Here is a 24,914-nt window from a genome sequence, read left to right on the forward strand (position 1 = left end):
CGTTTCACTTTGCCTGTCAATCCTGACCGCTGCTTCTGAGCCGATATGAGCAAGCACGTTGGTTGCTGACCCATTGGCACAATGGTTGTTGCGTTTGATTGCACTTTGATGTCGTGACACCAGCTGCCGGATGTCGTGACGATGGCTGGCTCTGTTGAGTTTGCTTCGCGTGCTCTCGGAGAAAACCAGGTCAAAACGGGCGATAACCTTTCAAGGAAAAAATCATCAACGCCGTTCACGTTGTGCAGCCTTTTTAGCTTATGGAATCCACTGATGGCCTCGACAACATCTGTGATTCGCTGCAGTTGATACCAGCGATTCACGGCCCTTGGTTCTTGGTCTCTGATCTGTGATCGATCACACATCCGCTTGGGTTCAGCTGCGGTGTCATGCGACCACCTGCGGCCAATTCAAGGGTGCTGTCCCCAGACCTCAAAGCTCCTCCACCGGTTCATCCATCAACAGCATTGCGGAGGAGTCGGTTTGCGTGCAGTTCTGGATGAATGGCTGCTCCCAGGTCGTGCATGTGAGTCGTTCCTGTCTCGGTCGCTACCGCCGTGATCCCCGCTTACAACGAGGCCGACAACATCGGTCCTTGCCTGAGCAGTGTGCTCACCAGTGATCCTGCTTCGGCGGTGGCCTTCGCGGCAGGGCCGTTCATGCTGTTCCGCCGCAGTGCTTATGAGGCCATCGGCGGACATCGCGCCCTCGCAGCAGCTGGCCCTGCGTCTCTGGCAGCGCCGGCGCTTTGATGAGCCGCTCACCTACGGGTGGCTGATGGGTGCCGGCGGCCTGCTGCTGGGAGCGATTGGACCGGTGTCGGTGTGGCGCACGCTCACCGGCCGCGGCTGGACCTGGAAAGGTCGTCAGCTGGCTTGATCAGACCTCATCACTGAGCACCTGCGCTGGTTTCTGAACCGGTTGTCCGGACTCGCGGCTCTCTGCCTGCCAGGCTTCCAGGACTTCAGGGAAGTGCTCTTCGATGCAGCTGTCGCAGATGCCATGGGAGAAGCTCAGGGTGCTGCGTTTGGCCAGATACTGATCGAGATGCACCCAGTCGCCCCGCTCGTCCTTGGCTTTGCGGCAGTAGCTGCACGTCGAGATGATTCCTGAAGGCTTGCTTTCCAGGCAGAACGAATCAAGCAGATTCATCGACCGTTTTCTCAGATCCAGGAACGCCACCACCTGGCGGGAGAGGGCTTCCATGATCTGCAGCTGATTGGCTGAAAGCTGGTTGGGCGTGCGGTCAATCACGCACAAGGTACCGATTCGGTGCTCTGTTTCGTTGTTGAGCGGAAAGCCGGCATAGAACCTGATCTTGGGATCACCACAGACGAGCGGGTTATCGACGAACCGCTCATCCTGAAGCGCATCGTTCACGATCAGGGGCTGGTTGGTGTGGATGGCATGGGCGCAGAACGACCAGTCTCTGGGGGTCTCCTCGGCCTCGATGCCCACCTTCGACTTGAACCACTGCCTGTCACTGTCCACCAGGCTCAGCAGTGCAATCGGTGTTTCACACACCAGTGAGGCGATGTGTGTGATGTCGTCGTACGACTGCTCAGGGCGCGTACCGAGAATCCTGTATTCACTCAGGGCTTTGAGGCGCTCCTGTTCGAATTCAGGGATGAGAGCGGTTTTCATCGCCTGGTCCAGTTGGCCCCCAAGGTATGTGTTGTTCCGAAATCGTGCTGATGCAGCAATGGAAGTTCACGCCTTTGCAATGCATCTGTGAAGTTTCAATATGAATGATTGATTGATGAGCTTTCTCGCCTAACTCCGAATTCCTGATGGCGAGAAAGCGTTGTATGGCGACGTTGAAATCGTTCGGGTTTTTGTGGATTGATTCAGCCTCTGTTCGGCAGCACCCGATGTTTTTCCAGCACTCAATCTTCAGAATTTCACTCAGCCTTCTGGCCTTTTGATGCGACGGTTAATCCGTTCTTGCTGCATCCCCTGATCAGTGTCAGGTTCTGAGGGTTGTTCGGTCGCAGTTTTCAATTGCATCTCTGAAAGCGGACGAAAACAATCCATCATGCACTCACTCATGGAGGTGTGAAAACATCTCGATTTCAGAGAATCTGCGACCTCAGCTCTGCAGCTGTTGAAGGTCTGAACGGTTTGAAGGTGGTGGTCAGAAACGGCTGTAGCCCAGTCGGCTTTCAAAGATCTTCAACGGCAGTCCGAACGACTCCATCAGGGTGCGGCATTCGTCTTCGACGGTGCCGTAGACCTCAACGCTGAAGCCATCCCCCAGTTCGGCATGTTTCTGCAGGTACTCCTGAACCGTTGGGTTGCTCACATGCGCTGCGAAGGCTGCATCGTTGGCATAGACCTCGGACCAGACGAAGGCCAGGGGATCATCTGGATCCTGATCAAAGGTGTGATGAAGCATGCCCGGCTCACTGGCCTGAACTGCCGCATCGGTGGCTTCGGCGAGCTTCAGATAGTCATCCACGCAGCCCGGTTTCACATGAATGCGCCCCAGCAACATGAACGGGGTGGATGCATCGAATTTTGCCATCGCTTTCCGGAGAGGAGGCTGATTCTGGCCTGAATCAAGACTTGCGGCTGAAGCAAGGTCACACTGACCGAGGTGTCTGATTTGGCTTCCGTATCCATGCGCAAGATTGTTTTCCCCGCCCTGGCGGCAGCCTCCGTTCTGATGGCGGGTGTTGTCGGTTGCACGAACCGCGACAGCGAAACCACCAAGGCCGCCGCACCTGCCTCCGCCGAGGCCGCTTCAACGGAAGTCAAGACAGAGAACAAGACGGAGGTCAAGGTTGAAGAGGTGTTCAGCGGTTCGAAGACCCTCAACGGCACCGCTCTGAGCTATCCGGAGGGCAATCCGGAACTGCGCCTCTACAGGGTAGAGATTCCCGTGGGCGGCAAGATCCCCATGCACACCCACCCCGCTCCGATGCTGGTGCATGTGCAGGACTTCGAGTCCGGGGATTTGCTCAACACCCGGGTTCAGGCGGATGGCACCGAGGTGAGCAGCGTGTTCAAGCCCGGTGAAAGCTTCATCGAGGGCTCTTCCGAGCCCCATTTCGTGCAGAACAACAGCGACAAGCCCACGATCGTGTGGGTGATGGTGGCCTCGGTGGAGGGCATGCCCACCACGGAGTGGGGTCAATGATGCGCTGACACCACTTGGTGTGTTCGCCACATGCTGTTCGCCACGTGGCGTTCAGGCCCGGGTGGCTTCGATCAGGCAGAACGGAGGTGTGGCCATGATGGCTGTCCAGCAGACGGTTCCCAGCGCCTCCACCCCTTCTGCAGCCAGAACCGGCTGCGGCCAGCGCACCTGTTGCAGGCCGCAGTCCTGCATCAGCTCGCGGCTGATTTAGCAGTCGGTGAGTTCGAAGACGCCGCCGTCCTCCAGCGCGAAGCGGTCATGGATCGCCGCTCGCTCCAGCAGAAGGCCATCGATGCTCTTGCTGTCTCCGTAGGGGCGACCTGCCTCGAAGTTCGAGGGGCGATCGTCCGGTTTGTTGTTGAAGGCCACCAACCAACCTCCCGGTCGCTTGGCTGTCTGACAGTCGGCGGCATGTCCCTGATCGTCGCTCACGCTGCCGAATCGGCGGGCTTACAGCCAATGAATGCTGTGATCAAGGGCATTCATGGTTGGGTTTGCGGCACCAGATCGATCACCACGGCGGTGGCGGGTTGATCCGAGTCGTTTCTCCAGCCATGCAGCACACCGCTGGATTCGAACACGGCATCTCCGGCCTCGCGCCGGAGAGCACGTGGCCCGGATCCGTCATCGCGAATCTCGATCAGGGAGCCGTTGATCAGGTAGGCGACACCGGGCCGTTGCTGATGCTGATGCCAGGCCACCGACCCACCGGGGGCAATGGTGATCCGTCGGGTGCGCAGCACTCGACCTTGCAGTGCTGCGAATTCCCTGGAGAGATCGAGGCTGCCCAGCGGTTCCACGCTCACCTTCTCTGTTCTGGACGGTGCATCACGGGGAGCGCTGCGCTGTTCGCTGGCGGGTGTCACGGTCTGGGGGCTGTGGCTCCCGTGCGCCAGAGCCGCTGCGCCCGGAAACAGCAGGTTGGCGAGAGTGATCAGCGACAGGACAGGAGCTCGCATGGCCGCACCGGAATTGGTCACTATTGTTCCAACCACTTCCAAAGCGGTGTCTGTCACCGCTTGATTGTTATGAGTACCCCCGTCAAGCCCTGCTGGGTTCTGGATTTTCTGGGCCGCGTTTGTCTTGCGGCCGTGTTTGTGAATGCAGCGCCGGGCAAGATCACCGATTTCGCCGGCAACGCCGCACGCATTGCCTCCAAAGGCATTCCCGAGCCGCTGGCGAACATCCTGCTGCTCGCTGCGATCCTGGTGCTGATCGCCGGCTCGATCCTGCTGGTGTTCGGTACTGACACGATTCTCGGGGCGTCGCTGCTTCTGGTGTTCCTGGTGCCCACCACCCTGATCTTCCACGCCTTCCCGTTTGAGACGATCCCGTTTCTGATGAATCTTGCGCTGATCGGCGCTCTGATCCTGGCGATCACCCGCTCAACGGCCAATGCCGCGCCCAACTTCCGCAGGGTGCGCGCCAGGGCCTTCGACAGCATCCGCTGAATTTGTTCTGAGCTCCAGGCCATAAAAAACCCCCACCCGAGGGTGGGGGTCGCCATGCGTGTTCAGATGCTCACTCGTCGAAGACTTTGCACATCGGTGAGCCGGGATGGGTGTCGCAGATCTCGTCGAGCACCTTGTCGCGGTGGCGGCTGTCGGGGTTGTTCACACCCGCATCCTTTTTGGGGTCGAACTCTTCGGATGAGTGCTTCTCGTTGGTGCCGTAAGGGAGCTCATACTCCTCGAACTTGTGCTTGCCATCAGACATCGCGCAATTCCTCCTGAAGAACGAATTCCTGATATCCAGACCTTAGAGAGCCTGGGGGAGGAACTGAGCAACTTTGGCAATTCTTCCGTTGAGCTCAGCTTCCGGATGAGCGCACCGGCCTGGGCTGGATGCGCAGGCGCTGAGGGATTTCGCTTGCACCTGGCAGTTGCAGCTGGGCCTCAGCCCAGTCCTGCATCAGTGCTTCCAGCAGGGATTGACGATCGCCGAACAACCGAAGCATTGTCCTTGCATCTGAGATTCAGTCTCAACAAAGCATGGCCGTTCTGCTTGGAGCAAGTGATTCTCATTAGCGTTCACATTGTGTTGCGCCCTGTGCTGCAACGCCCATGGCCGGCCTGCGCTGGATTCACAATCAGCTCAGTTGTTCACCCGGGCGCTGATGGGGGCATTTCGCCTCGAGTTGATCAACAGACACAACATCGCTGATCCAGGCATCGGTCTGAATGAGCCCTCGGGCCTCACCCTGAATGCTGATGGCACGGCCCTTTACACGGTCAGTGACGACACCAGGGCCATCTTCTGCATGGATCTCGAGGGTCGGGTGTTGACCAGCGAGTCGTTCTTCGTGAGCGTGCTGGACCTGGAAGGTCTCGCCTTGAGTGCTGATGGCCGCCGGCTGTTCGCGGTGCAGGAAGACGCCAACGCCGTGATCAGCGTTGATCTCGCCAGTCGCCGCGAGCTGCAGCATCGTCCCCTGGCTGAGATGTCCAACTACGCCAGTGTTGAAATGCACTTCCCGGCCGAGCCTGACAACAAGGGGCTGGAAGGGATCACAGTGAACACCCGCAACGGGCATGTGTTCGTGGTCAAGGAATGTCGACCGGGGCTGCTGATTGAACTCGATGCCGAGTGCCGAACGATCCTGTCGTCGAGATTGCTGACCCAGGCGAATGGTTTTTCCCATCCCAGGGTGGGGCCGCGCAGGCTGGATTTCTCCGGACTGAGTTACGACTGTCAGCGCGACACTCTCTGGATCGCCAGCGACCAGGGGCAGTGTCTGTTCCATTACGACCTGAAGGGTGATCTGGTGCTGCAGCGCCTGGATCTGCTGCTCAAGCCGGAGGGCAAATCCAAGCGCGTGCGCAAAGCCGAAGGCATCGCCGTGGATTCAGAACGTGGCAGGGTCTATGTGGTGAGCGATCGTGACGCCGAGCTCTACGTGTTCCAGCTCCATGGCTGATCCTGCATCCCAACGCGTGCTGCTCACAGGGGGAAGCTCCGGTGTGGGTTTTGAAGCGGCGAAAGTTCTCAGCGTCCAGGGGCATGAGCTCACCATCCTTTGCCGCAACCAGGCCACGGCTGATCAGACCCTCAGCCAGCTCACCGGATCGTCTCGCGCTCTGATCTGTGACCTTGCTGATCTCGATGCCGTCGATGCCGTCTGCGCCCAGCTGTTGGGGAGCGGCACGGCCCTGGATGCGCTGGTGCTCAATGCCGGTCTGCAATACGCCGGTGCCTCCGAAGCGCAGTTTTCGGCGCAGGGTATTGAACTCACCTTTGCGGTGAACCAGCTGGCTCATCAGCTGATGGCGATGCGACTGTTGCCGCTGCTGCGGAAGGCAGCCCGCCCGCGGGTGGTGATCACCGCCTCGGAGGTGCACAACCCCTCAAGCGGTGCCGGCAAGGTGGGCAAGTCTGCGGACCTGGGTGAGCTGGAGGGGCTGCGTGCCGGGGCCGGCTTCGCGATGCTGAATGGCAGCCCCGGCTTTGATGGCAACAAGGCTTACAAAGACAGCAAGCTCTGCAATGTGCTGATGGCGCGGGAGCTGGTTCGGCAGCTGGACGGCGTGATGCCCGTGATTGCCTGGAGCCCTGGCCTGGTGATCACCCGTAACAGTGGCGGTTTCTTCCGGTACAACAAGCGCGGCAATCCGCTGGGCATGGGTGTCTTCGCATTTGTGGCCCGCGATCTGCTGCGCATCACTGAATCACCTGAAAATGCAGGCCGGTTGCTGGCCCAGCTGGTGAATGATCCCGAGATCACGCCTGGATTCAGCTATTTCACCAACAAGGTGGTGAGCTTCGGTGGGCATCGGCTGGAGCCGACCGACACCAGTGTTGAGGGCGCCGACCTGCGCAAGGCCGAAGAGCTTTGGCAGCTGTCGGAGCAGTTGATCGGGCACAGCCTCAGCCGCTGAAGCATCTGCTGATCTCCCTAGCTTGTGCCCACGCACAGCAGCTTCATGGCCGAGAACGGTTTTTCAGCGGACAGGAAGTCCCACGTTGTGGTGGTGGGCGCCGGCTGGGCTGGCTGGGGCGCGACCAAGGCGCTCTGCGAAGCCGGGGTCCGCGTGACCCTGATCGACGGGATGGCCGATCCCAGCGGCAGTGAGCCGATCACCACCGAGAGCGGCAAGCCATTCGAGGCCGGCACCCGCGGCTTCTGGAAGGACTACCCCAACATCAATGCCCTCACCGATCAGCTCGGTCTGGGCTCGATCTACACCGACTTCACCACCAGTGCCTTCTGGTCGCCGGATGGCCTGGAGGCCACGGCACCCGTGTTTGGTGATGCTCCGCAGCTGCCCAGCCCGCTGGGGCAGGTGCTGGCCACGGTGAAGAACTTCAGGCGGCTGCCGCTGCCGGACCGGCTCAGCATCGCCGGGCTGCTCTACGCCATGCTTGATCTCAACCGCAGCGATGCGGTGTACCGGAGCTACGACGCGATTGATGCGCTGACGCTGTTCAGACAGCTCCGCATCAGTGATCGCATGATCGACGACTTCCTGCGGCCCACGCTGCTGGTGGGATTGTTCAAGCCGCCTGAAGAGCTCTCGGCGGCGGTGACGATGGAGCTGCTCTACTACTACGCCCTGGCCCATCAGGATTCCTTTGATGTGCGCTGGATCCGCAGCAAGAGTATCGCTGAACAGCTGATCGCACCGCTGAGTGCCCGGCTGCAGGCTCAGCATCAACTGGAGGTGCTGGGCGGCACGCTGGCCACCAGGCTGAACATGTCAGCCGACGGCCAGAGCATCCGCTCGCTGGAGACCCGCAATGTGATGACGGGGAGCAGCGCTGTGCTGGATGACGTGGATGCGCTGGTGCTGGCCGTGGGTGCCAAGGGCATGGGTGCCCTGATGGCGCAGTCGCCGCAGTGCGGCGTGCTGGCGCCTGAGCTGGTTCAGGCCGGCACGCTTGGAACGATCGACGTGGTGTCGGTGCGGCTGTGGCTGGATCGCTACGTGCCGGTTGCCGATCCCGTCAATGTGTTCTCTCGCTTCAGTGCACTGCAAGGCTCCGGTGCCACCTTCTTCATGCTTGATCAGCTGCAGAAAGAATCCGAGCCTGCGCTCTGGGGCGGTCAGACACCACAGGGGTCGGTGATTGCCAGCGACTTTTACAACGCGTCGGTGATCGCGGAGCTCAGTGATCAGCAGATCGTCGACTGCCTGATGCAGGACCTGCTCCCCATGGCGCAGCCTGCCTTCGGCGAGGCCCGGGTGCTGGATCAGGAGGTGCGGCGCTATCCGGGCTCGGTGTCGTTGTTCTCGCCGGGGAGTTTCAGCAAGCGACCCCCGCTGGAGACCTCCCTGGCGCCGGTGGTCTGCGCCGGCGACTGGGTGCGGATGGGCGAGAGGGAACATGGCGCCAAGGGGCTGTGCCAGGAACGTGCCTACGTGTGCGGTCTCGAGGCGGGTAACTCACTGCTGCGTCGTGGCATCGTGTTCGGTGAGGGCGTGCCCCGAACAAAACAGCATCCCGTGATCCCGATCCGCTCCGATGAGCCTCAGGTGTTGCTGGGCCGAGCGCTCAACAAGCTGGTGATGGAACCGCTGGAGACGCTGGGCATCGACTGGCCCTGGCTGGAGAAATAGCCAGCTTCTCGAGGTTCAGGGCAGAGCCAGGGCGGTGCCTTCCCGGCGTGGGTCGGCCGCCCCATGCCAGCGTCCGTTGATCCTTTGCACCAGAGCAGTGCCGCTGCCAACCCGCTGCTGGCGTGCGGGTTGATCGCTGGTTTGCAGCTGGTCCAGTGGCAGCGGCCAGGGGATCGGTGGATCCTGTTCCAGCACGAGCCGTTGGCCGCGGCTGGAGAGATGGGGCAGGCCAACGCTCTGCTGCGGCGATTCGTTCCAGATCAATGAGGCCAGCAGCACCCTGCTGAGCAGGTGGGGGATGCTGCGTCCACCCGGGCTGCCGAGTGCGAGCACCGGCCTGCCGTTGCTGAACACCAGCGTGGGCGCCATCGATGACATCGGCCGGCGACCGGGCAGACGGCGATTGGCGACCGGTCGTCCGCCAATCGTGGGCTCAAAGGCGAAGTCGGTGAGCTGATTGTTCATCACCATGCCGGCCACCAGGTGCCGACTGCCGAAGACCGTCTCCACCGAGGAGGTGCAGCTGGCGATGTTGCCGAACTCATCGACAATCGTGATGTGGGTTGTGCCCTGTTCGCGGCTGTGGTCCGGACGGCCGTAGGGGTAACGATCCATCCCCGGGGGAAGCCCCGGTGTTGGGGGTGTTGCAGGAGTGGTCCGCATGGTTCTTGCGCGGCTGCGGATGTAGGCCGGATCCAGCAGAGCCGCGGCTGGGACGGTTGAATCAAGCGGGTCATGCACCCAGTAGAGGCGGTCGGCATCGGCCCAGATCTGGGCTCTGGCCAGATGGCGCCAGGTCTGCGCGTCAGCGGCGCTGGCGAGCGACAGATCCGTGGCCTGGTTCAGCAGGGCCAGGGTCTGCAGCAGGGCCAGTCCGCCGCTGCTTGGTGGTGGCATCGTGCAGATCCGGTGCTTCAGTTGCAGGCTGCAGAGCGGTTGGCGGCGCAGCACGGCATAGGAGGCCAGATCGGTTTCGCTCCAGCCGCGGAATTCAGGTTCGCCGGTCTGCAGCGCGGCCATCTCCCGCAGGATCTGCCGGGCCAAAGCGCCTCGATAAAAATCAGGCCCCCCGTCTCGCGCCAGGGCCACCAGCGTGCGGGCCAGCGCAGGATTGCGGAAGAGCTGATCAGCCTGCGGTGGTTTGCCGCCGGGCAGATAGAGCGCCTGAAACGCTTTGCTGTGACTCACTCCGATGCGCCGGGCCAGGCTGATGGAGCGCAGCAGTCGCGGGCTGGGCCTGAAGCCATCGCTGGCCAGCCTGATCGCCGGTTGCAGCGTGCTGGCCCAGCTCAGGCGCCCGTACTGCTGATGCATGTCCCAGAGCAGCGCGACCGTTCCGGGGATGCCGATCGCATCGAGCCGTGCTGTGGCCTCGCGCCATGGCAGCGGTTCTCCGGATGGCGTCAGCAGGTCACCGGGCCGGCTGCGTTCGGGTGCGACTTCGCGGCCATCCAGCACCTCCAGGCTTTGTTGCTGCGCATCCCAGTAGAGAAGAAAGCCACCACCGGCGAGGCCGGAGCTCTGCGGTTCAACCACTGCCAGCACCGCCTGAGCTGTGACCAGAGCATCGGCTGCGGTACCACCCTCTTTGAGAACTCGTAGGGCTGCTGAACTGGCCAGCGGATTGGCGGTGACGACGACCGCAGAACCAGCGGCTGTGGAGATGGGCCTGCGGCCTGGGTCGGATGATTCCGGGTCGTCGCGGCTGACCGGTGCTGCCGAAGCGACGGCAGCCCAACTGCAGAGACCCAGGACCAGAAGCAGGGAACGGCGCATTCGCTGGAGGCAAGCAGGTTGGGCAAACGTGCTGCGGGGTTTGGACGGCTGGGTGGCTGCAGACCTCTCCCAAGCTTTTATCTGGTGCTCGCTGTTGTTGTTCATTCTTAGCTCTCGCCAAAAGCGCGCTTGGATTGAATCCGCAAAAAGTGATGAATTGATTGAGTTTCGATGGGACTTTGTGAATGCGTTAGATGTTGAATGCTGATGTTAAAATCAAACGACAATTCAGAACTTTCATCGTGGTGTTTTGATTCGGGTTTCTGAGATCCAATGTTTTGATTTCTGATTGCTTCTGCGTAGAATGAACTGAACTGATCGGCTGTTTGGTTCAGACCAGCGGTCTGTTCTGAAGGTTTCCGGAGTGAGGCAGGGCAAGTGGATTATCGCTTTCTGGCCGGACTTCTGTATGTTTTCCTGGCATCAGCTACTCCCCCGATCGTCAGCCCGCAGATTCAGGGGCATCAACCACTTGCTCGTCGCTAGGAGAGCTCGCTCCTTGGCATCCGCCTAGAGGATCAACTGTTTTATCAGGAACTGGTGCGGCGTGCTGACTCTTTCAACCAAAAATGCCAATATCCCTTGTAGACTCGTATGGAAACGATTCCACGGATTACAAAAGTCAGAGAAGTTTTGATGATGATTCAAGGGATGTTTGGAACTGGTAAGCCGCATCAATAGTGATGGTGAGCCCAAAGAGCTGATCTCTTTATTGCACTATTACTTCATGCCACTGGATCGATCGGAAGTGTTTTATCACCAGGACGCGAAAAATGTCTGAGAGATGTTCCGCCTCGTTGGATGACAGCTCAAAAAATCAGTACAATCCTGTTAATACGATGATTGACTTGATGACAAATTTGGTCACAATCCAAGAACTCTCAGCAGGAGGTTGTCATCAGGAATGTCTACAGGCTTGCCAAAATGCCTTGCAGGTCAATCCAGATGAGGCCTATGCCTATAAATACTCAGGCAAGTCCTTACTCGCGTTGGGGCAATTCGAAAAAGCACAGCAATGCTTAGTAAAAGCTCATCAACTCGATGGGAGCGATCCAGAAACCATTAAAGATATTGGCAATATTTTCAATGCTCTCCAAAACGACGCTGAAGCGATAAGGCTTTATAAGGCTGCTTTATCAATCGACCAAAATTACGCACCAGCAGTCAATAACCTCGGTCTGATCGCTCAGCGACAGGGGAACCTAGAAGAAGCAGAAAAATTAGTCAAAAAAGCTAGTAATTTAGATCAATCATGCTCCCTATATTATATCAATCTGGGCGTAATCTACAAGGATCTTGGTCAGCTCGATCAAGCCCTTGCAGTAATTCTGAAGTCTCTAGAGCTCAAGCCTGATAACCCCTATGCCCACATGAGCCTGGGCGTGATCTACAAAGATCTTGGTCAGCTCGATCAAGCCCTTGCAGCAATCCTGAAGTCTCTCGAGCTCAAGCCTGATAACCCCGATGCCCACGTGAGCCTGGGCATGATCTATAAAGATCTTGGTCAGCTCAATCAATCCCTTGCAGCAACGCTGAAGTCCCTTGAGCTCAATCCTGATAACCCCGATGCACACTTGAACATGAGTGGGATCTTTAAAGAACTTGGTAACTTTAAAGAGGCTAATAAAGCAATTAAGAGAAGCTTTGACTCCAAAAAGCTAACATTGCCCATTGCAATTCAAGGTTTTGAGTATTACGATTCAACCAATCAGAAAGAAGAGCTTAATCAAGCTATAGAAAGCGTCAACAAATTGCTTGGGAGTGATAATTCTGCATCTTCTATTTATAATGCAAGATCATTGTTTCATGAAAAAGAATACAGATCTAGTTTGGAGGCTCTTGAAGCGATCGACGTAAAAAGCCTTTTTAACACTTTTTCATCAATCAAATATTATTTCTTTAGAGGCTTGGCGGAAGAAAAGCTTGGTTTATATGAACAAGCTTTCAATCATTTTATGCTTGCACAAAAAGTCGAAAGCTACAGGAATATAACTCCTGCAAGTTCCTGGGTCAGCATTAAGTCCTACACAACCTTGGCAGAAAAAATAAAACCCATTACGGCAGTTGGCCCTGATCCGATCCATAGCCCAGTGTTTTTAGTGGGCTTTCCTCGATCAGGAACTACGCTTTTGGATACAGTGTTGAGGAGTCACCCCTTAGTAGAGGTTGTAGAAGAGAAAGTTCAACTTGACGTTGCCGAACAGATGGCAATAAAAAAGTTCGGAAAAAAAATAGAAGACTTTGCTGATCTACAGAAGATGCATCTAGACAGACTTAGGCTGGAATACTTTAAAAGATTATATTCCCACGTCAGAGACCCAGGAAAAATAATCATCGATAAACTTCCTCTAAATATCGTGAAGATTCCTTTGATTAATGTTCTATTCCCCAATGCAAAGGTGATTCTTGCAATTAGGCATCCTTGCGACTCAGTATTGTCTTGCTTTCAACAAACATTTAAGCCTAATTCTTCAATGGCAAATTTCACTTCTCTAGCAGGATCAATTACTTTCTACAGCAAAGTTATGACCGCATGGAACAAGTATTGTGAAAGCTTCCCTTTTGATCACTGCACAACAAAGTACGAGGATTTGATAATAGATTTCGATGGGTCGATGGCTAAGATATTAAGTTTCCTAGGCATTGAGTGGAATGAATCAATAAAAAACTATAGAAAAACAGCACTGAAAAGAGGAGCCATTAATACGCCGTCAGCAACACAAGTTTCACAGCCGCTCTATAAGACATCAATAGGAAAGTGGAGAAATTACGAAAGACATTTTGAAGAGCATCTCCCATTGCTTAATCCATGGATTAAGCAATGGGGATATAGCTAAAGTGGCATGGAATTCATCTCACGAAGCTTTTTATATTCTGATTTTTGATTGTTTATGCAGAAGTCACGCCATAACTTTTTAAATACGAGTTATTAGCGATTTTGCTTTGATTGGCGAGTTTGCCGATTACGCGGTGGCTGTGGCTGCGACAACGGCCAGAGGCGTTTGTCTTGGGAGGCCGGCAAGGAGCGGCTTAGAAAACTTCGGACTACAATCAGAAGCCAATGGCTGAGGTCCTGTATGGAGACCTTGAGCCAATCGTTTGTTCAGGCTTGGAGTTACTGAGCCATGGTTGATGCGTCTGCAGATGTTGGCAAGTTCAGCTGTACGGAAAGTCCTCTCTCCGATGGTCAGATTGATCGGATGCTCCGGAGTTTCGGGCTAATCGGAAAGCCTCTGGGCAGTGGCCAGGATTGGCCCGCGCCTTGATGGAGCAACAAGGACGTGTCCGAAGAGTTTGCGTTCAGATTTGCCATAAAGCGATTCCCAGTGCTCTGCGCCAAATTGGCATCTCTTTGTTGAGAATGCTTTACAGGGCCCTCCAGGCCCCATGAGTCATTTGGGTGATAAGGCTGACTAACCTCTTACCCATAAAGGGTCAGGTAGCAACAGGGGCAGCGTGACGGAAGAAACGAACGATGTTGTTCGCAGTTATGGGTTTCTTTTCACTGAGCAGGATTCAGTCACCCTTCTCATGCCCCCCTTCGAAATCGTTGCAGTCCGGAGAACGGGGAATGAAGCTGATTGAAATCGAACCGCTGTCCGAAACATTGGTTTGAATCACCAAGTCCGATCAAGATCGGACCTTGTCATATTGACAGCAGTGATGGCGTGAGGCACTGTTCGTATATAGGCATCACTGACACAGATAATTTAATGAGCATAATAATACAGTAAAAAACCCAGCGTAGCTGGGTTGAATGTATCTATCCAGAAACGAATAGCTTATTGTGCATAATGTTGTTATCAAAGAGGCTTATTCAAATCATGACCGTAAGAGGCAAATGAGCCACCCGAAATGCTTGCTAGTTCATCTTCCGAAAGTGATGAAAGCTGCTTTAAATCATCCAAGCTGAGTGAATAACCAGCTTTCTTAGCAATTTCAATGACGGCATCAGGAGTTGATGCTGATGAAACCTGACTCTGCAAGCTACTATCAGCTTTCATCGCAGATGCAAAGGCATTCAATTGTTCCTGAGACATTGATAAAAAACGCTGTTCTTTGATATCTTAGCCACGGAGAACAGACGGCATGTATTATTTGTAATGATTTAAGAACTAATTTGCAGGCAATGTTTGCAATTACATACCGGTTTTTATTCATTTGCAAGCTTGAATGAAATGCAAACAGGATTTACAAATCTCTTATAATCAAAATTAATCAATATGATTGTTTTGACGACCGAAAAATTAATAAGTGAATCCATCTCTCACAAATTCGTATAATTGGAAATCTTACTTAGGGACTCTAGGGTTTGCGAAACTTTTTTTTATGGCTTCATTTAATATATCAAAAACTATATGCTCATAATGATCAACCTTATAATTAAATTTATTATGGTTGTCGGCATTGAAAAATGACGGAACAGGGTGATTTTTAAATTCACTACTTGCATAAGATGTTAAGCAGATGCTCGAATCGGCCATGTATTGACAGTTACTTGGCTTTGAATATACACTCAACAGCTCCAACGGCGAGGGACCTGTGCTGAAACCTTTAACATCACAAACCTTACTCAAAAACACTGAAAATGTACCGAACTGCCCAATGAAAAAATCTGCGCACTGTGAATAGATTGAGTATTTGTCAATTAAATTCAGCGGTATGACAGGTATGATGATGAGTGAAAAACCTTCGATGAAACTTTTGCACTTGGACTGAATCTCTTTGATAAAGTTAAAATACTCCTCAAAGAATATCGAAGAGTAATTATCACAATTTTCATACATTGACGTATATCCATCAACATAAATAATTAATTTTGAGTTTGTCATTAATTGATCTTCTAGTAATTTCTTGATCGCTAATATAATCTTGTTCTGTTCAATATTTTTTCTGCTCTCAAATGCATAATCCAAAGCAAGATGGAAACATCTTTCACTCTCATTATCGAATGGTTTGTTGGTTGAATTTTGAATATACCTAGTTAAGAAATCTAAGATTTTACCTGATTGCTCTTCACCAAGAAGCTTGTTCATCAGTGATTCACATTTATTGAGGGCTAGGTTGTATTCGTAAGTAATTTCATTGGATCTGATCGATTGATATAATTTCTGGAATGAAATAAATTCGTCGTACTTATTTATATTTGGTTTTGGTTTCGGGGAATGGTGCGTAAATAATTCTAGAAGTAAGCCAGGAGATATGAACAAACGATCATCTAGCTTGACGTTACTGTAAGGACCTTTGGACAAGATATCATTACCGATAAACGCAATTATTGAAATGTCAATTTCTAATTTAAACTCAAAAGCAAGCTTAAGCATAGAAATGCTATCGTATGGTCGACTACTTGACCCGATCAGTAATTTTTTTCCTTGATATCTTGCAAACCTCTCTCGATTCGATGAAATTACACTTATCAGGTTGATACATTGCTCTGCCGATTTAAGAATATTTTGTGAAAAACAGCTGAAGTTTGCATTGCATTGATTATTGCTTAGCTTGCAAATAGTTTTATTTGATACATTAATAATATATATTTCGTTTCGATTACACATGCAAGCATAAATCGCCCCCGAGAGTTCAAACACTAAAGCGAATAAGCTTCGTGTAGATAGTGGCTTTTCAATATCATTGCTGACTTGATCCAGATTTCCAACTATAATTGATCCTTTAAAGCATTCGAGTAATTCGCCACTATACAATCGAGCAATTTTATTTAGACACAAATATGCATTTTTTTCGTCATTTTTTGTAAGTGGCCTAATAATATCACTAGATGAGCCCAAGGAGGATATAAAAACTAAATTATACTATTAGACAGCTGTAATATTCTCTTGATTTCCATTTTTCTTCCAAATACAATTCAGATCACTTTCATTCATTTTATCCTAAATTCAAATTAATAATAAGCTCATCGAATACGATTACACTAATTTTGCAAGATTGCATTTTAGATTATCTTCTAATTATTTTTTAAACCATACTTGATAATTGCAAGAATTAACAATCATTTTCAATAAAACTATTGCAAAAACACTTGATGGAGTGATAATTTCTGAAAATTTTATGACTGGTGTTTTTTTCTTATTGAGTAAATGATCTTGCTTCTTAGCTTAATTAACACAGTTTAGTAAAACGCCTTGGTGAATAAATAGACTCGCTGTTTTGGTTGAGGTTGTTCGTAGCTCTTCAACTGACTGCTTTGAATAGTAAGCAACATGCGGCGTGATTAATAGCTTGGACTTTACTTCTATATCTTCACTATGAAGAATTTCTATGAGCGGGTTTTCTCGTGAAAGTGGTTCAGTTGACAAAACATCTAAACCAACACCCGAAAATAGATTTTGCTTTAATCCAATCGCTAGCATTTGTTCGTTCACAATTCCACCTCTTGCAGTATTTATGATGATAGATCCTTTCTTAAATTCTGATAGATGATCTTTGTTGATTAAATTTTTCGTGGTTGGTGATAAAGGTGTGTGGATCGAAATCACATCAGAAATGTTAATCAAATCTACTAATGAATTTACTTGCTCACATGATGTTATTTTACTTACCCGACTGTCAACATATGGATCGTAAAAAATGACTTTGCAACCCATTGAGCGCATTCGTATCGCAAAGGCTGATCCAATTTTTCCACAACCTACAACACCAAATGTTTTGCCTCTAATACGATTGATATTCAAAGCAGTTCTTAGCCAATTTCCTTCTGATACTGTCTTATGAAAATACATCAATCTTCTTGATAATGCGAATGCCATTGCCATTGCATGTTCTGTGACCTCGTCAATTCCATATGATGGCGTATTACAGATTTTTATGTTTAAATGTTTCGCGTATTCTAGATCAAAATTATCGACCCCAGCTCCGATACGCACGATAATCTTGCAATTTTTTAGTTGGTCAAGTATCTCTTTGTTATAGATATATTTGTCCCATGCAAGTATTGCATCAGCAGTATTTAGTACTTCATTTGAGATTTCTTCAAAGTCACACTTCGAGCTATACGCTACAATTTTATCTCCATCTTCAACATTCTCATATTCAATTTTGCAGTCTGGATAGAGATGATCAGGTATTAATATTTTCATAGTGATTCAATTGACTTGGCAAAATTAAAATCATCTTGTGTATCAATATCGATCGACTGACATTTTGTGACTTGAAATAAATACGGTTTAGTTCCATACCAGTAATTCCATTTGATCATATCTGACATCTTTGCGATAAAACATGCACCACAAATTTCATACTTTGGTTTTAATTGTTGTGAATAGGGATGCCAATGGCCTGGTGAGAAATTTTCAGGAGAGCCATATTCATTAAGGAAAAAAGTCTGATGTTTGTATACTGCTACAAGACTATCGTGTGTTTGATTGGTATAACAAGAATGAAATTTATGAAGACATGCTTTATAGTCTTTAAAAAATGGTGATGTTGGTAAAGCCCAGGTTACGGTCGAATCTTTTGATATTGAGAGGTCGCTCAATATATTAATGATGACAGATGGCCAGGATGTTACTGAATTTGAGTAATGAATACTTCTCTCATGAAAACATACGCCATACCTTTTCGCAGCTTCTTTGGCTAACTTTGAATCACTACTTACAATAATTGAGTTGCTATCAAAACATGCTTTTGCATGTTTTATCTTCGTATCAAGCAAGGAGCAACCGTTTTTAGAAAACTTCCTGAAATTCTTATCTTTCACGCGTTGAGAACCAGCTCTTGCTGGGATAATGCAAATATCACTCATTAAATAATACAAAGTCAAATTATATTCTAGTTGGTCTTCGAGGCTTATCAGATATTCACATGTGTTCTTTATACTCCTCCGAAGCTTAGCAATCCACGTCGTTTGATTATATGATTGCCACTCTATGAAAATATTTTATTGTTGGGTATGCTTGGAGTCCGCACACACAAAATTTTTGTTTCTGTTATCACATTGAGAATATTTTCATCTGTACACGGTCTCAGAAAGTAATATTCATCGGACATCAATTTTATACATTCTCCATTGATAATATATTCTATGCAACCGCTAATAATGTAGATAAATTCAAATGAGCAAAGATGATAATGAGTCTTCTCCGCAAAGCCTGGCTTGATAACTTTAATGCAAATTTCTATATCATTTCTGTGTCTAGAATCAGTTAAATCGTAGAAATGTCCACAAATCCATCCACGCATGGGACCATTCATCAATTCATCACTAACCTTTCCTTTCAGAAATCCCTTTTCGTAAAACAAATGATTAGGTTGATCCATTTAATTTAAAAAATAGGATTTGAATAATTCAAGACTATTAAACTTCGGAGCATCAAGGGGCCAAAGCATTATATGATTAATTCCAATTTTTTTAAATTGCTTAATTCTTTCATCCACAAACTTCGGTGTCCCAATTAAATAGTTGCGTTGAAGTTCTTCGTATGTTGGCAGATCTTTATAGGATTTATCAACTTTTTTAAGCTGCTTGATAATGTCTTTGTCGTTTGCTTTATTGTATTTTTCGAGTGATATTAAACGGTCGATTTCCACTTTGCATTCTTCATCTGTTTCTCGTATTAAAAGTTGAGTTTCTAGACTGATATTATGCAAAAGTTTTGAATTATTTTTTTTCTCCGCATATCTAGCTATCGAGGTAACCTTTTGTTTGAGCGTTGATACCGAACAAGGCATTGAATTAAACCCGTTGCCATATGTTGCAATAGCCTCCAGCATTTTAGGCTCGTCAGCCTCACCAAGCCATATATCCGAAGATGATCGTGGGCTATGAAAGCCTAAATCAGGGAACCTTTGTTTTTGATTGGTAGTAATTTTGGTAATTCTTGGGTTATTAAAATAAGTCCCAACGCACTCTAGGACCCTCACCATCTGTTCAATCCGTTTGTCTATACTATTAAACTCATATCCAAATTGATTGAATTCTAGTTCTCTCCATCCATAATCAAAAAATAAACCAAGCCTTCCATTTGAAATCGCATCAATTGTTAGTAGTTTTTTAACCAGGTGTAATTTATTGCCAAAACCGGTACAAAGATGAATTGGATAGATTTTAATAGTCTTAGTTGCTTGTGCAATTGCTGCCATCGTTGTCAGACAATCATATATCTCATTGTGTTTGCCGAGCATCAGATGGTCAGCAATATATACAGATGAAAAATTATTTTCATCTGCAAATAACGAATAATTAGTTATAGTTTCCCATGAAATACTAAGTAAGCCCGGCGTCCTAAATTGAATTTTACCTGGATTTGCAAAAATAGGCAGACATATTCCATATTCCATATTTCTATTGTATTCCCGCCATAAAACCGCCATCGACTCTTAAAGTTATTCCTGTTATTCCAGATGATTGCCCACTGATTAAGTAATGCACAGCATTCGCAACATCTTCGCCAGTTGCTAATTTTCTCATTGGTGTACGTGCAATAAAATCTTCCAGCTTTTGTGGATGTGTTTGAAAATCTGCGAAATTGATATCGGTCAGTACAGTTCCAGGCTGTACGGAATTACTACGGATACCATATTTACCCATGCTGTAGGCGATGCATCTCATTAATTGATCAAGTGCTCCTTTGGTCGCACAATAGTGCGACTGATATTCACCTGCTGTGTCTGCACTTATTGATGAAATAAAGCAAAGACTTCCAGGCATTTTATGTTTAATTAAAGTGCTGCAGACTGCCTGAGAAATTAAGAATGGTGCTTTAAAATTAATGTTAAATGTTTTGTCCAAGGATTTATCTGAAATTTCCAGGTAATTTTCGAATTCGCAGATTCCAGCATTGTTGACAAATTCTGTGAAGGGTGATTCTCTTTGCTTAATATTTTCAATCAATTTATTCACATCATCGGGCTCTAAGAAGTTGATATCCAAGGCTTCTACGTTGTCTGGCAATTCTCTCAAATCGGCGGCTAGATCGTCTAAGTAATACGCATCTATTTCCGTGCAATATGTTGTTACAATTTCTTTGTCTTCTGCGATTAATCTTTCTAGTATTGATTTTCCAATCCCTCTCATGCCTCCAGTTAGTAAAACCGACATTGCGTTAAACCATATCCTCCACCCTAATGACTTTTTTTCCTGGATCGAGGATGTTGAAAGTTTGTGACTAGAAATTTCTTTGCGAATCAATGACTGATCCTAAAAATCTGCCTTCTCATCCAAATCTCTTATTTTGTTAGCTAGTCAAGCTTAACCCTGGTTTTGAATTGAATTTCTTATTTGCGTCACTTTCGAATTTACAATTTGCACGTCTGGCGATTTGATCAACCAGTAGTGTCATCCGATATCCTCGACGAGCTTTGTCTCTGTTTTTAGTCACTTCAATCATGGCCATAGCTGTTGATGCAGAGTCTACTTTTCGGACTTTCCTTTACTTGATCTTAGCGTTGGTCTATTCGTGTTGTTCAAATATTGTGTAAATTATTCATCACCAACCATTCAATACTTACCGATGGTTTCATGAATAATGGTTTTTTGGATTGCGCATAATTGAGTTTCTGCGTAGGTTGGATAATTCGCCTAACGATACATAATCACCGGCTTTTTCTTTCTGATCTTGTGTGTCCAGTGTTACCGCAGCCAGTTTTGCTCTTAGGACAATCATCCCTCATTATCCATTTTGTCAAAGTCTTCAAATCATTATTGCTGAAAATTAGCGCCAAATTTTCTCCACTTATTTGCTAATGCAGATCGCGTCTATAGCTTCCGCAATTTCTTGCGATGCAATTCACGGTCTTGGTCATGGTGGATGGAATTTCGCATTGCCTTCATGAGCATTACTTGCTCTGCCTTTTTATTGGATATTTCCCTTTGCCAGTTCAGTCAACAGAATTTTGGGTTACTTTCAACCATTGCTTTGAGAAATATGCCTACGGCTGTATATTTAGCCTTGCTTTTTCTCCTTGAAAAAGCTTGCATCGAGTATGCTTTTTTCTTACGACTATGCGCCCACTCCGATGCGCTATCTCAGGATTAACTGATAATTTTACTGTAGCCGATCTGTTAGTAATTACCTTCTGCAATTACTGTGATAGTGTTTCTTGTCGTTATGCAATCAGTCTTCGTTTGACTACAAGTTCTATTGCATTGCACTTGTCTTGAGGCTGTTTTCTGGCACTTCAACTCTTGCGGAGGACTTTCGTAAGTAAACTGATGCGGCTTTTCCCGTATTGCACCTTACAGTCACCCTATCAGTTGTTGCTATTTTCCTCGTTTCATGAAAAGATTACTGATATTTGTTTGTTCAATTTTTGACAATTAATCTGGTTTTCATTTATATTTAATCGGATTAGGTAATGCAGTTTGTCTTGTTTTTTCAATCAGGATGTCAGGTCAATTGCTTTGATCGAAAGTTCATTGATTTCACTGCTTTCAGTCTTGATAGCTGGATTTGCTGGTATTTGATTTTGCATATTACGTCCGTCGCTATCTTTGTTCCGGGTATTGTTCTGACGCGTTTTCCCTGTATATATATGATTCCTTGACGTTTTCTGATTCGCTAAATTTATTGAAGACTCTGTGTTGATTCCTATCATGTTCAATGTTCGCGATTGCTTTCTGCTTTTGCTTTGTCGTTCGTGAGTGTCTTTATTTATGTCTGGTAAATTTTTAATGATTCGTGTTATGTGTTTGATTTTGTTGTCCATCCTGCTGGATGACCGCATGAGCTCGTTTTAGCGCTTATTAAGTTCATCACGAGCAAGGCTCGCATGTTGTTTATACGGGCTTGGATCAGATATCTCATCAGGTAACGCTTGTTGACACAGCTTGAGAGAAGCTTCGATTTTACTGTCACGAGATATGAATACAGTCAGCTGTGACGATGTAGAAGGCCAGTTTATCGTTTTTCCTTTCTTTAAGCGCAGAACAGCTTGAGCAGAATTTGTCATGAATGTGGGTTTTCATTGTTTGTTTGCAGATTTTTCAACCCTTTGATCTTGTCTGTTGTGGTTTTGTTCCTTTTCAAATGTTTGTTTGTTGGTATTGTCGATTAATTTGCTGACTAGATGATGAACGGTTTCTGGTTAAAGAAGTTTCTCTCCACGGTTTATCTCTTTTCTTTTTAATCCCTTGCTGGATCAATGTTTTGAGAGTGATTGCATTGAGGATCAGGCCTTAGGGCATGCTCGCAGATGACAGAATCATATCCATCACGAAAATTGTAAATTTCGATGGGATTATTGTAGCTTCCCTGAAATATCGGTATTAAGTTTTCAGGAGCAGTACATCTTCTCTCGCTCTGGTTCGTTTCATCTCGGCGAATGTTATCGACTTTGTTTTGCTAATGGTTGTGATGCAGCCATTGAAGTTGATCTAGTGCTGCTTTGATGTGTGATTTTTAACGTGTGATTACTCTCAGGCAAGAGTGAACTCTCCCAGGGTGGTGAAGGCTGCGATGTCTTCCGCAGTACGGACTGTCAAGGGATGCACCACAGCGCGCACCCGGTTGAACAGAGCAGGTGCAGGTAGCGTCAACATTTCCGCCATGTTTTGCCTGGAGTGTGCAGCTTCCGTGCTGTAAAGAAGGCTGAGGTGTGGATTCAGCCTGTAGCCGAGCTGTTGCGGGGACAGCTCATACAACTGTTTGAACAATGAGTTCAGCTCTCCGCTGGCCTCGAAGCGCACGATGAGGCTTGTGGTGAAAAGTGGACCCGCCTCGATGGCGCTGGGATAAAGAAGGATTGGTTTTCTGCTCTCGGCGACCTGTCCGAGACGATCCTTCGATGACTCCTCATCATCGAGATGATCGCTGTATAGCGTGATGTGAGTGTCCAGAGTGCAACCATGCAGGCTGCTCAGGGCCCGGCGGGTTAGGTCTTCAAAACGTTGTTGCCCCTGCGGGCATGGCATCAACCAGTAGGAGACTGCCTGATCCCTTGAGTTGTATGGTTTCATCCTTTCAGGCGATCCGCCTGATCCTGGAGGACCTGGCTTGTAGCCGCAACCAGGCCTGGCTCAAGCGCCTCGATAAAAATCTGGCCCCCGTCTCGCGCCAGGGCCACCAGCGTGCGGGCCAGCGCAGGATTGCGGAAGGGCTGATCAGCCTGCGGTGGTTTGCCGCCGGGCAGATAGAGCGCCTGAAACGCTTTGCTGTGACTCACTCCGATGCGCTGGGCCAGGTTGATGGAGCGCAGCAGCCGCGGGCTGGGCCTGAAGCCATCGCTGGCCAGGCGGATCGCCGATCGCATCGAGCCGTGCTGTGGCTTCTCTCCAGGGCATGGGGGTTCCGGACGGCGTCAGCAGGTCACCGGGCCGGCTGCGTTCGAGTGCGACTTCGCGGCCATCCAGCACCTCCAGGCTTTGTTGCTGCGCATCCCAGTAGAGAAGGAAGCCGCCACCGGCGAGGCCGGAGCTCTGCGGTTCAACCACTGCTAGCACCGCCTGAGCTGTGACCAGAGCATCGGCTGCGGTACCACCCTCTTTGAGAACTCGTAGGGCTGCTGAACTGGCCAGCGGATTGGCGGTGACGACGACCGCAGAACCAGCGGCTGTGGAGATGGGCCTGCGGCCTGGGTCGGATGATTCCGGGTCGTCGCGGCTGACCGGTGCTGCTGAAGCGACGGCAGCCCAACCGCAGAGACCCAGGACCAGAAGCAGGGAACGGCGCATTCGCTGGAGGCAAAGAGGTTGGGCAAACGTGCTGCGGGTCGCGATCATGGCGTTGGCTGCAACAGCTCCTGCAGAAACGGCCTCAGCTGAAAGACCTTGCCATCGAGGTAGGTGATGTTGTTGATCCTCCAGTTGCCCTTGCCATCGCGATTCAGTTCATACAGCAGCCGGCGGGGAGTTCCGCTGGGTCTGCCGGTGAGACCGACCGTCACATCCACCCTTGCCTCGATGCTGTTTCCTTTCTCTGCACTGCAGCCGCTGACCTTGGCTCCGAAGGTGGCAACCTGGGTGTTGCTGAACACATCGAAATCGAGGAAGCGACCATCGCGTGAGGGTGTGAGCTGTCTGGCCTCCATCAGCAACCTGAACAGTGATGGTGTGAAACGCTGGCGCTGGCTGGAGAGCGCTTTGACCCGGTCTTCGTTGCTGTCCATACGCTGCACCTGCCAGCGGTAGAGCCCATCAAGCTGTTCGATCACTTCCTGAGGGCAGGTGCCCGTGGTTACCGGAACCGCCATGGCGATCAGGCTGGTGGCCAGCTGAGTCAGCATCGTTGCGGCGCGGTTGGGATCAGTCTGGCTGAACAATCAACCATGACTGGGTTCTGAGCGGCTGATCGAGGCCGCTCTTCGATGCTGAAACAGCTGTGGATGTTGTTGAGTGGGCCAAGGTGTGAGTTCAACGAGGTTTTGCCGCTGGAGATCAATCACACAAAAGTGATCGCCGATTCGTTGCATTTGTCTCCAATCACACCGCATTGCTGATTGGGAGACGGCATGATTTCCAGACGTGGATGGTCATGCCGACCAGGACGCGG

27 protein-coding genes are annotated in these 24,914 nt (G+C 49.7%); 8 read left to right on the forward strand and 19 right to left on the reverse strand.

What is annotated here, in order from left to right; translation table 11 throughout:
- The first annotated feature begins 557 nt into the window (after window positions 1-557).
- Together SIB58_RS04185 and SIB58_RS04190 are read left to right on the forward strand one after the other, a co-directional pair.
- Entirely contained in the window at window positions 558-752 is a 195-nt protein-coding gene (locus SIB58_RS04185) for a hypothetical protein (RefSeq protein ID WP_369813429.1), read from the forward strand.
- Window positions 682-879 carry a hypothetical protein gene (locus tag SIB58_RS04190; RefSeq protein ID WP_067326230.1) on the forward strand — a complete coding sequence of 66 codons (198 nt, stop codon included), beginning with the start codon at window positions 682-684 and terminating at the stop codon, window positions 877-879. Before SIB58_RS04185 ends, SIB58_RS04190 begins: the two co-directional genes overlap by 71 nt.
- Here SIB58_RS04190 and SIB58_RS04195 read toward each other — a convergent pair whose 3' ends face one another.
- The gene (locus tag SIB58_RS04195; RefSeq protein WP_066907969.1) at window positions 880-1,644 is read right to left on the reverse strand and encodes a GAF domain-containing protein; all 765 of its coding nucleotides are present in this window, start codon (window positions 1,642-1,644) and stop codon (window positions 880-882) included.
- Window positions 1,645-2,134: 490 nt separating this feature from the next.
- Window positions 2,135-2,524 (reverse strand): putative quinol monooxygenase, encoded by a 390-nt coding sequence (locus SIB58_RS04200; RefSeq protein WP_066907966.1) that lies wholly within the window; start codon window positions 2,522-2,524, stop codon window positions 2,135-2,137.
- Between the two features lie 96 nt (window positions 2,525-2,620).
- On the opposite strand from SIB58_RS04200, the gene SIB58_RS04205 reads away from it, so the two are divergent.
- The gene (locus tag SIB58_RS04205; RefSeq protein ID WP_067326228.1) at window positions 2,621-3,139 is read left to right on the forward strand and encodes a cupin domain-containing protein; all 519 of its coding nucleotides are present in this window, start codon (window positions 2,621-2,623) and stop codon (window positions 3,137-3,139) included.
- Between the two features lie 51 nt (window positions 3,140-3,190).
- On the opposite strand, the gene SIB58_RS04210 is transcribed toward SIB58_RS04205, so the two are convergent.
- From SIB58_RS04210 to SIB58_RS04220, 3 genes are read right to left on the reverse strand one after another with little or no spacing between them, the layout of a single operon-like run.
- Entirely contained in the window at window positions 3,191-3,331 is a 141-nt protein-coding gene (locus tag SIB58_RS04210; RefSeq protein WP_156486625.1) for a hypothetical protein, read from the reverse strand.
- Between the two features lie 15 nt (window positions 3,332-3,346).
- Window positions 3,347-3,571: a hypothetical protein gene (locus SIB58_RS04215; protein WP_067326225.1), complete on the reverse strand. Its 225-nt coding sequence runs from the start codon at window positions 3,569-3,571 to the stop codon at window positions 3,347-3,349.
- A 50-nt stretch (window positions 3,572-3,621) separates the two neighbouring features.
- Window positions 3,622-4,155 (reverse strand): cupin domain-containing protein, encoded by a 534-nt coding sequence (locus SIB58_RS04220; RefSeq protein WP_067326222.1) that lies wholly within the window; start codon window positions 4,153-4,155, stop codon window positions 3,622-3,624.
- Window positions 4,156-4,167: 12 nt separating this feature from the next.
- On the opposite strand from SIB58_RS04220, the gene SIB58_RS04225 reads away from it, so the two are divergent.
- Entirely contained in the window at window positions 4,168-4,590 is a 423-nt protein-coding gene (locus SIB58_RS04225) for a DoxX family protein (RefSeq protein ID WP_066907957.1), read from the forward strand.
- A 70-nt stretch (window positions 4,591-4,660) separates the two neighbouring features.
- Here SIB58_RS04225 and SIB58_RS04230 read toward each other — a convergent pair whose 3' ends face one another.
- Window positions 4,661-4,855: a hypothetical protein gene (locus SIB58_RS04230; protein ID WP_066907954.1), complete on the reverse strand. Its 195-nt coding sequence runs from the start codon at window positions 4,853-4,855 to the stop codon at window positions 4,661-4,663.
- Window positions 4,856-4,949: 94 nt separating this feature from the next.
- Window positions 4,950-5,087: a hypothetical protein gene (locus tag SIB58_RS04235; protein WP_197461538.1), complete on the reverse strand. Its 138-nt coding sequence runs from the start codon at window positions 5,085-5,087 to the stop codon at window positions 4,950-4,952.
- 168 nt (window positions 5,088-5,255) lie between these two features.
- Here SIB58_RS04235 and SIB58_RS04240 point away from each other — a divergent pair, with 168 nt between their 5' ends.
- From SIB58_RS04240 to SIB58_RS04250, 3 genes are read left to right on the forward strand one after another with little or no spacing between them, the layout of a single operon-like run.
- Window positions 5,256-6,056, forward strand: coding sequence for an SdiA-regulated domain-containing protein (locus SIB58_RS04240; RefSeq protein ID WP_067326350.1), 801 nt, complete (start codon window positions 5,256-5,258; stop codon window positions 6,054-6,056).
- The gene (locus tag SIB58_RS04245) at window positions 6,049-7,014 is read left to right on the forward strand and encodes an SDR family NAD(P)-dependent oxidoreductase (protein ID WP_067326220.1); all 966 of its coding nucleotides are present in this window, start codon (window positions 6,049-6,051) and stop codon (window positions 7,012-7,014) included. The genes SIB58_RS04240 and SIB58_RS04245 overlap by 8 nt, the downstream gene beginning before the upstream one ends.
- Window positions 7,015-7,059: 45 nt before the next feature.
- The gene (locus SIB58_RS04250; RefSeq protein ID WP_067326347.1) at window positions 7,060-8,694 is read left to right on the forward strand and encodes an FAD-dependent oxidoreductase; all 1,635 of its coding nucleotides are present in this window, start codon (window positions 7,060-7,062) and stop codon (window positions 8,692-8,694) included.
- A gap of 15 nt (window positions 8,695-8,709) precedes the next feature.
- On the opposite strand, the gene SIB58_RS04255 is transcribed toward SIB58_RS04250, so the two are convergent.
- Window positions 8,710-10,470 (reverse strand): gamma-glutamyltransferase family protein, encoded by a 1,761-nt coding sequence (locus SIB58_RS04255; RefSeq protein ID WP_414494702.1) that lies wholly within the window; start codon window positions 10,468-10,470, stop codon window positions 8,710-8,712.
- 797 nt (window positions 10,471-11,267) lie between these two features.
- On the opposite strand from SIB58_RS04255, the gene SIB58_RS04260 reads away from it, so the two are divergent.
- Entirely contained in the window at window positions 11,268-13,307 is a 2,040-nt protein-coding gene (locus SIB58_RS04260) for a tetratricopeptide repeat-containing sulfotransferase family protein (protein WP_197461217.1), read from the forward strand.
- Window positions 13,308-14,273: 966 nt separating this feature from the next.
- Here SIB58_RS04260 and SIB58_RS04265 read toward each other — a convergent pair.
- The 11 genes from SIB58_RS04265 to SIB58_RS04315 form a co-directional block, all read right to left on the reverse strand.
- Complete coding sequence (locus tag SIB58_RS04265; RefSeq protein WP_067327542.1) at window positions 14,274-14,510, reverse strand: Nif11-like leader peptide family natural product precursor; 237 nt, start codon at window positions 14,508-14,510, stop codon at window positions 14,274-14,276.
- Window positions 14,511-14,762: 252 nt separating this feature from the next.
- A complete protein-coding gene (locus tag SIB58_RS04270) occupies window positions 14,763-16,259 on the reverse strand; it encodes a hypothetical protein (protein WP_156486809.1) in 1,497 nt (498 codons plus the stop codon).
- A gap of 327 nt (window positions 16,260-16,586) precedes the next feature.
- Window positions 16,587-17,567 (reverse strand): C-terminal binding protein, encoded by a 981-nt coding sequence (locus SIB58_RS04275; protein WP_067327549.1) that lies wholly within the window; start codon window positions 17,565-17,567, stop codon window positions 16,587-16,589.
- Window positions 17,564-18,232: a cytidylyltransferase domain-containing protein gene (locus SIB58_RS04280; RefSeq protein ID WP_255359979.1), complete on the reverse strand. Its 669-nt coding sequence runs from the start codon at window positions 18,230-18,232 to the stop codon at window positions 17,564-17,566. The genes SIB58_RS04275 and SIB58_RS04280 overlap by 4 nt, the downstream gene beginning before the upstream one ends.
- Before the next feature lie 515 nt (window positions 18,233-18,747).
- Window positions 18,748-19,800 (reverse strand): LLM class flavin-dependent oxidoreductase, encoded by a 1,053-nt coding sequence (locus tag SIB58_RS04285; RefSeq protein WP_074162617.1) that lies wholly within the window; start codon window positions 19,798-19,800, stop codon window positions 18,748-18,750.
- Window positions 19,772-20,527 carry an SDR family NAD(P)-dependent oxidoreductase gene (locus tag SIB58_RS04290; RefSeq protein WP_067327555.1) on the reverse strand — a complete coding sequence of 252 codons (756 nt, stop codon included), beginning with the start codon at window positions 20,525-20,527 and terminating at the stop codon, window positions 19,772-19,774. Before SIB58_RS04290 ends, SIB58_RS04285 begins: the two co-directional genes overlap by 29 nt.
- A 1,280-nt stretch (window positions 20,528-21,807) precedes the next feature.
- Window positions 21,808-22,134, reverse strand: coding sequence for a hypothetical protein (locus tag SIB58_RS04295; protein ID WP_067327558.1), 327 nt, complete (start codon window positions 22,132-22,134; stop codon window positions 21,808-21,810).
- 709 nt (window positions 22,135-22,843) lie between these two features.
- Window positions 22,844-23,383: a hypothetical protein gene (locus SIB58_RS04300; RefSeq protein WP_082823461.1), complete on the reverse strand. Its 540-nt coding sequence runs from the start codon at window positions 23,381-23,383 to the stop codon at window positions 22,844-22,846.
- Entirely contained in the window at window positions 23,380-23,625 is a 246-nt protein-coding gene (locus SIB58_RS04305; protein WP_414494895.1) for a hypothetical protein, read from the reverse strand. Before SIB58_RS04305 ends, SIB58_RS04300 begins: the two co-directional genes overlap by 4 nt.
- Window positions 23,528-24,145, reverse strand: coding sequence for a gamma-glutamyltransferase (locus SIB58_RS04310; protein WP_414494703.1), 618 nt, complete (start codon window positions 24,143-24,145; stop codon window positions 23,528-23,530). Before SIB58_RS04310 ends, SIB58_RS04305 begins: the two co-directional genes overlap by 98 nt.
- On the reverse strand, window positions 24,142-24,684 hold the full coding sequence (locus SIB58_RS04315; RefSeq protein ID WP_414494704.1) for a DUF3828 domain-containing protein: 543 nt from the start codon (window positions 24,682-24,684) through the stop codon (window positions 24,142-24,144). Before SIB58_RS04315 ends, SIB58_RS04310 begins: the two co-directional genes overlap by 4 nt.
- Between the last annotated feature and the right edge of the window lie 230 nt (window positions 24,685-24,914).

This window comes from Synechococcus sp. MIT S9504 (genome assembly GCF_047497135.1).
Taxonomy (GTDB): domain Bacteria; phylum Cyanobacteriota; class Cyanobacteriia; order PCC-6307; family Cyanobiaceae; genus Synechococcus_C.

Coding starts and splice junctions, on each gene's coding strand:
- SIB58_RS04290 (WP_067327555.1), bottom strand. CDS start 20,527: ATGTCGGTTTTACTAACTGGAGGCATGAGAGGGATTGGAAAATCAATA.
- SIB58_RS04295 (WP_067327558.1), bottom strand. CDS start 22,134: ATGGACAACAAAATCAAACACATAACACGAATCATTAAAAATTTACCA.
- SIB58_RS04240 (WP_067326350.1), top strand. CDS start 5,256: ATGGGGGCATTTCGCCTCGAGTTGATCAACAGACACAACATCGCTGAT.
- SIB58_RS04255 (WP_414494702.1), bottom strand. CDS start 10,470: ATGCGCCGTTCCCTGCTTCTGGTCCTGGGTCTCTGCAGTTGGGCTGCC.
- SIB58_RS04230 (WP_066907954.1), bottom strand. CDS start 4,855: ATGTCTGATGGCAAGCACAAGTTCGAGGAGTATGAGCTCCCTTACGGC.
- SIB58_RS04280 (WP_255359979.1), bottom strand. CDS start 18,232: ATGAGTGATATTTGCATTATCCCAGCAAGAGCTGGTTCTCAACGCGTG.
- SIB58_RS04225 (WP_066907957.1), top strand. CDS start 4,168: ATGAGTACCCCCGTCAAGCCCTGCTGGGTTCTGGATTTTCTGGGCCGC.
- SIB58_RS04195 (WP_066907969.1), bottom strand. CDS start 1,644: ATGAAAACCGCTCTCATCCCTGAATTCGAACAGGAGCGCCTCAAAGCC.
- SIB58_RS04205 (WP_067326228.1), top strand. CDS start 2,621: ATGCGCAAGATTGTTTTCCCCGCCCTGGCGGCAGCCTCCGTTCTGATG.
- SIB58_RS04210 (WP_156486625.1), bottom strand. CDS start 3,331: ATGCAGGACTGCGGCCTGCAACAGGTGCGCTGGCCGCAGCCGGTTCTG.
- SIB58_RS04265 (WP_067327542.1), bottom strand. CDS start 14,510: ATGTCTCAGGAACAATTGAATGCCTTTGCATCTGCGATGAAAGCTGAT.
- SIB58_RS04300 (WP_082823461.1), bottom strand. CDS start 23,383: ATGAAACCATACAACTCAAGGGATCAGGCAGTCTCCTACTGGTTGATG.
- SIB58_RS04250 (WP_067326347.1), top strand. CDS start 7,060: ATGGCCGAGAACGGTTTTTCAGCGGACAGGAAGTCCCACGTTGTGGTG.
- SIB58_RS04200 (WP_066907966.1), bottom strand. CDS start 2,524: ATGGCAAAATTCGATGCATCCACCCCGTTCATGTTGCTGGGGCGCATT.
- SIB58_RS04285 (WP_074162617.1), bottom strand. CDS start 19,800: ATGGCGGTTTTATGGCGGGAATACAATAGAAATATGGAATATGGAATA.
- SIB58_RS04275 (WP_067327549.1), bottom strand. CDS start 17,567: ATGAAAATATTAATACCTGATCATCTCTATCCAGACTGCAAAATTGAA.
- SIB58_RS04245 (WP_067326220.1), top strand. CDS start 6,049: ATGGCTGATCCTGCATCCCAACGCGTGCTGCTCACAGGGGGAAGCTCC.
- SIB58_RS04310 (WP_414494703.1), bottom strand. CDS start 24,145: ATGATCGCGACCCGCAGCACGTTTGCCCAACCTCTTTGCCTCCAGCGA.
- SIB58_RS04190 (WP_067326230.1), top strand. CDS start 682: ATGAGGCCATCGGCGGACATCGCGCCCTCGCAGCAGCTGGCCCTGCGT.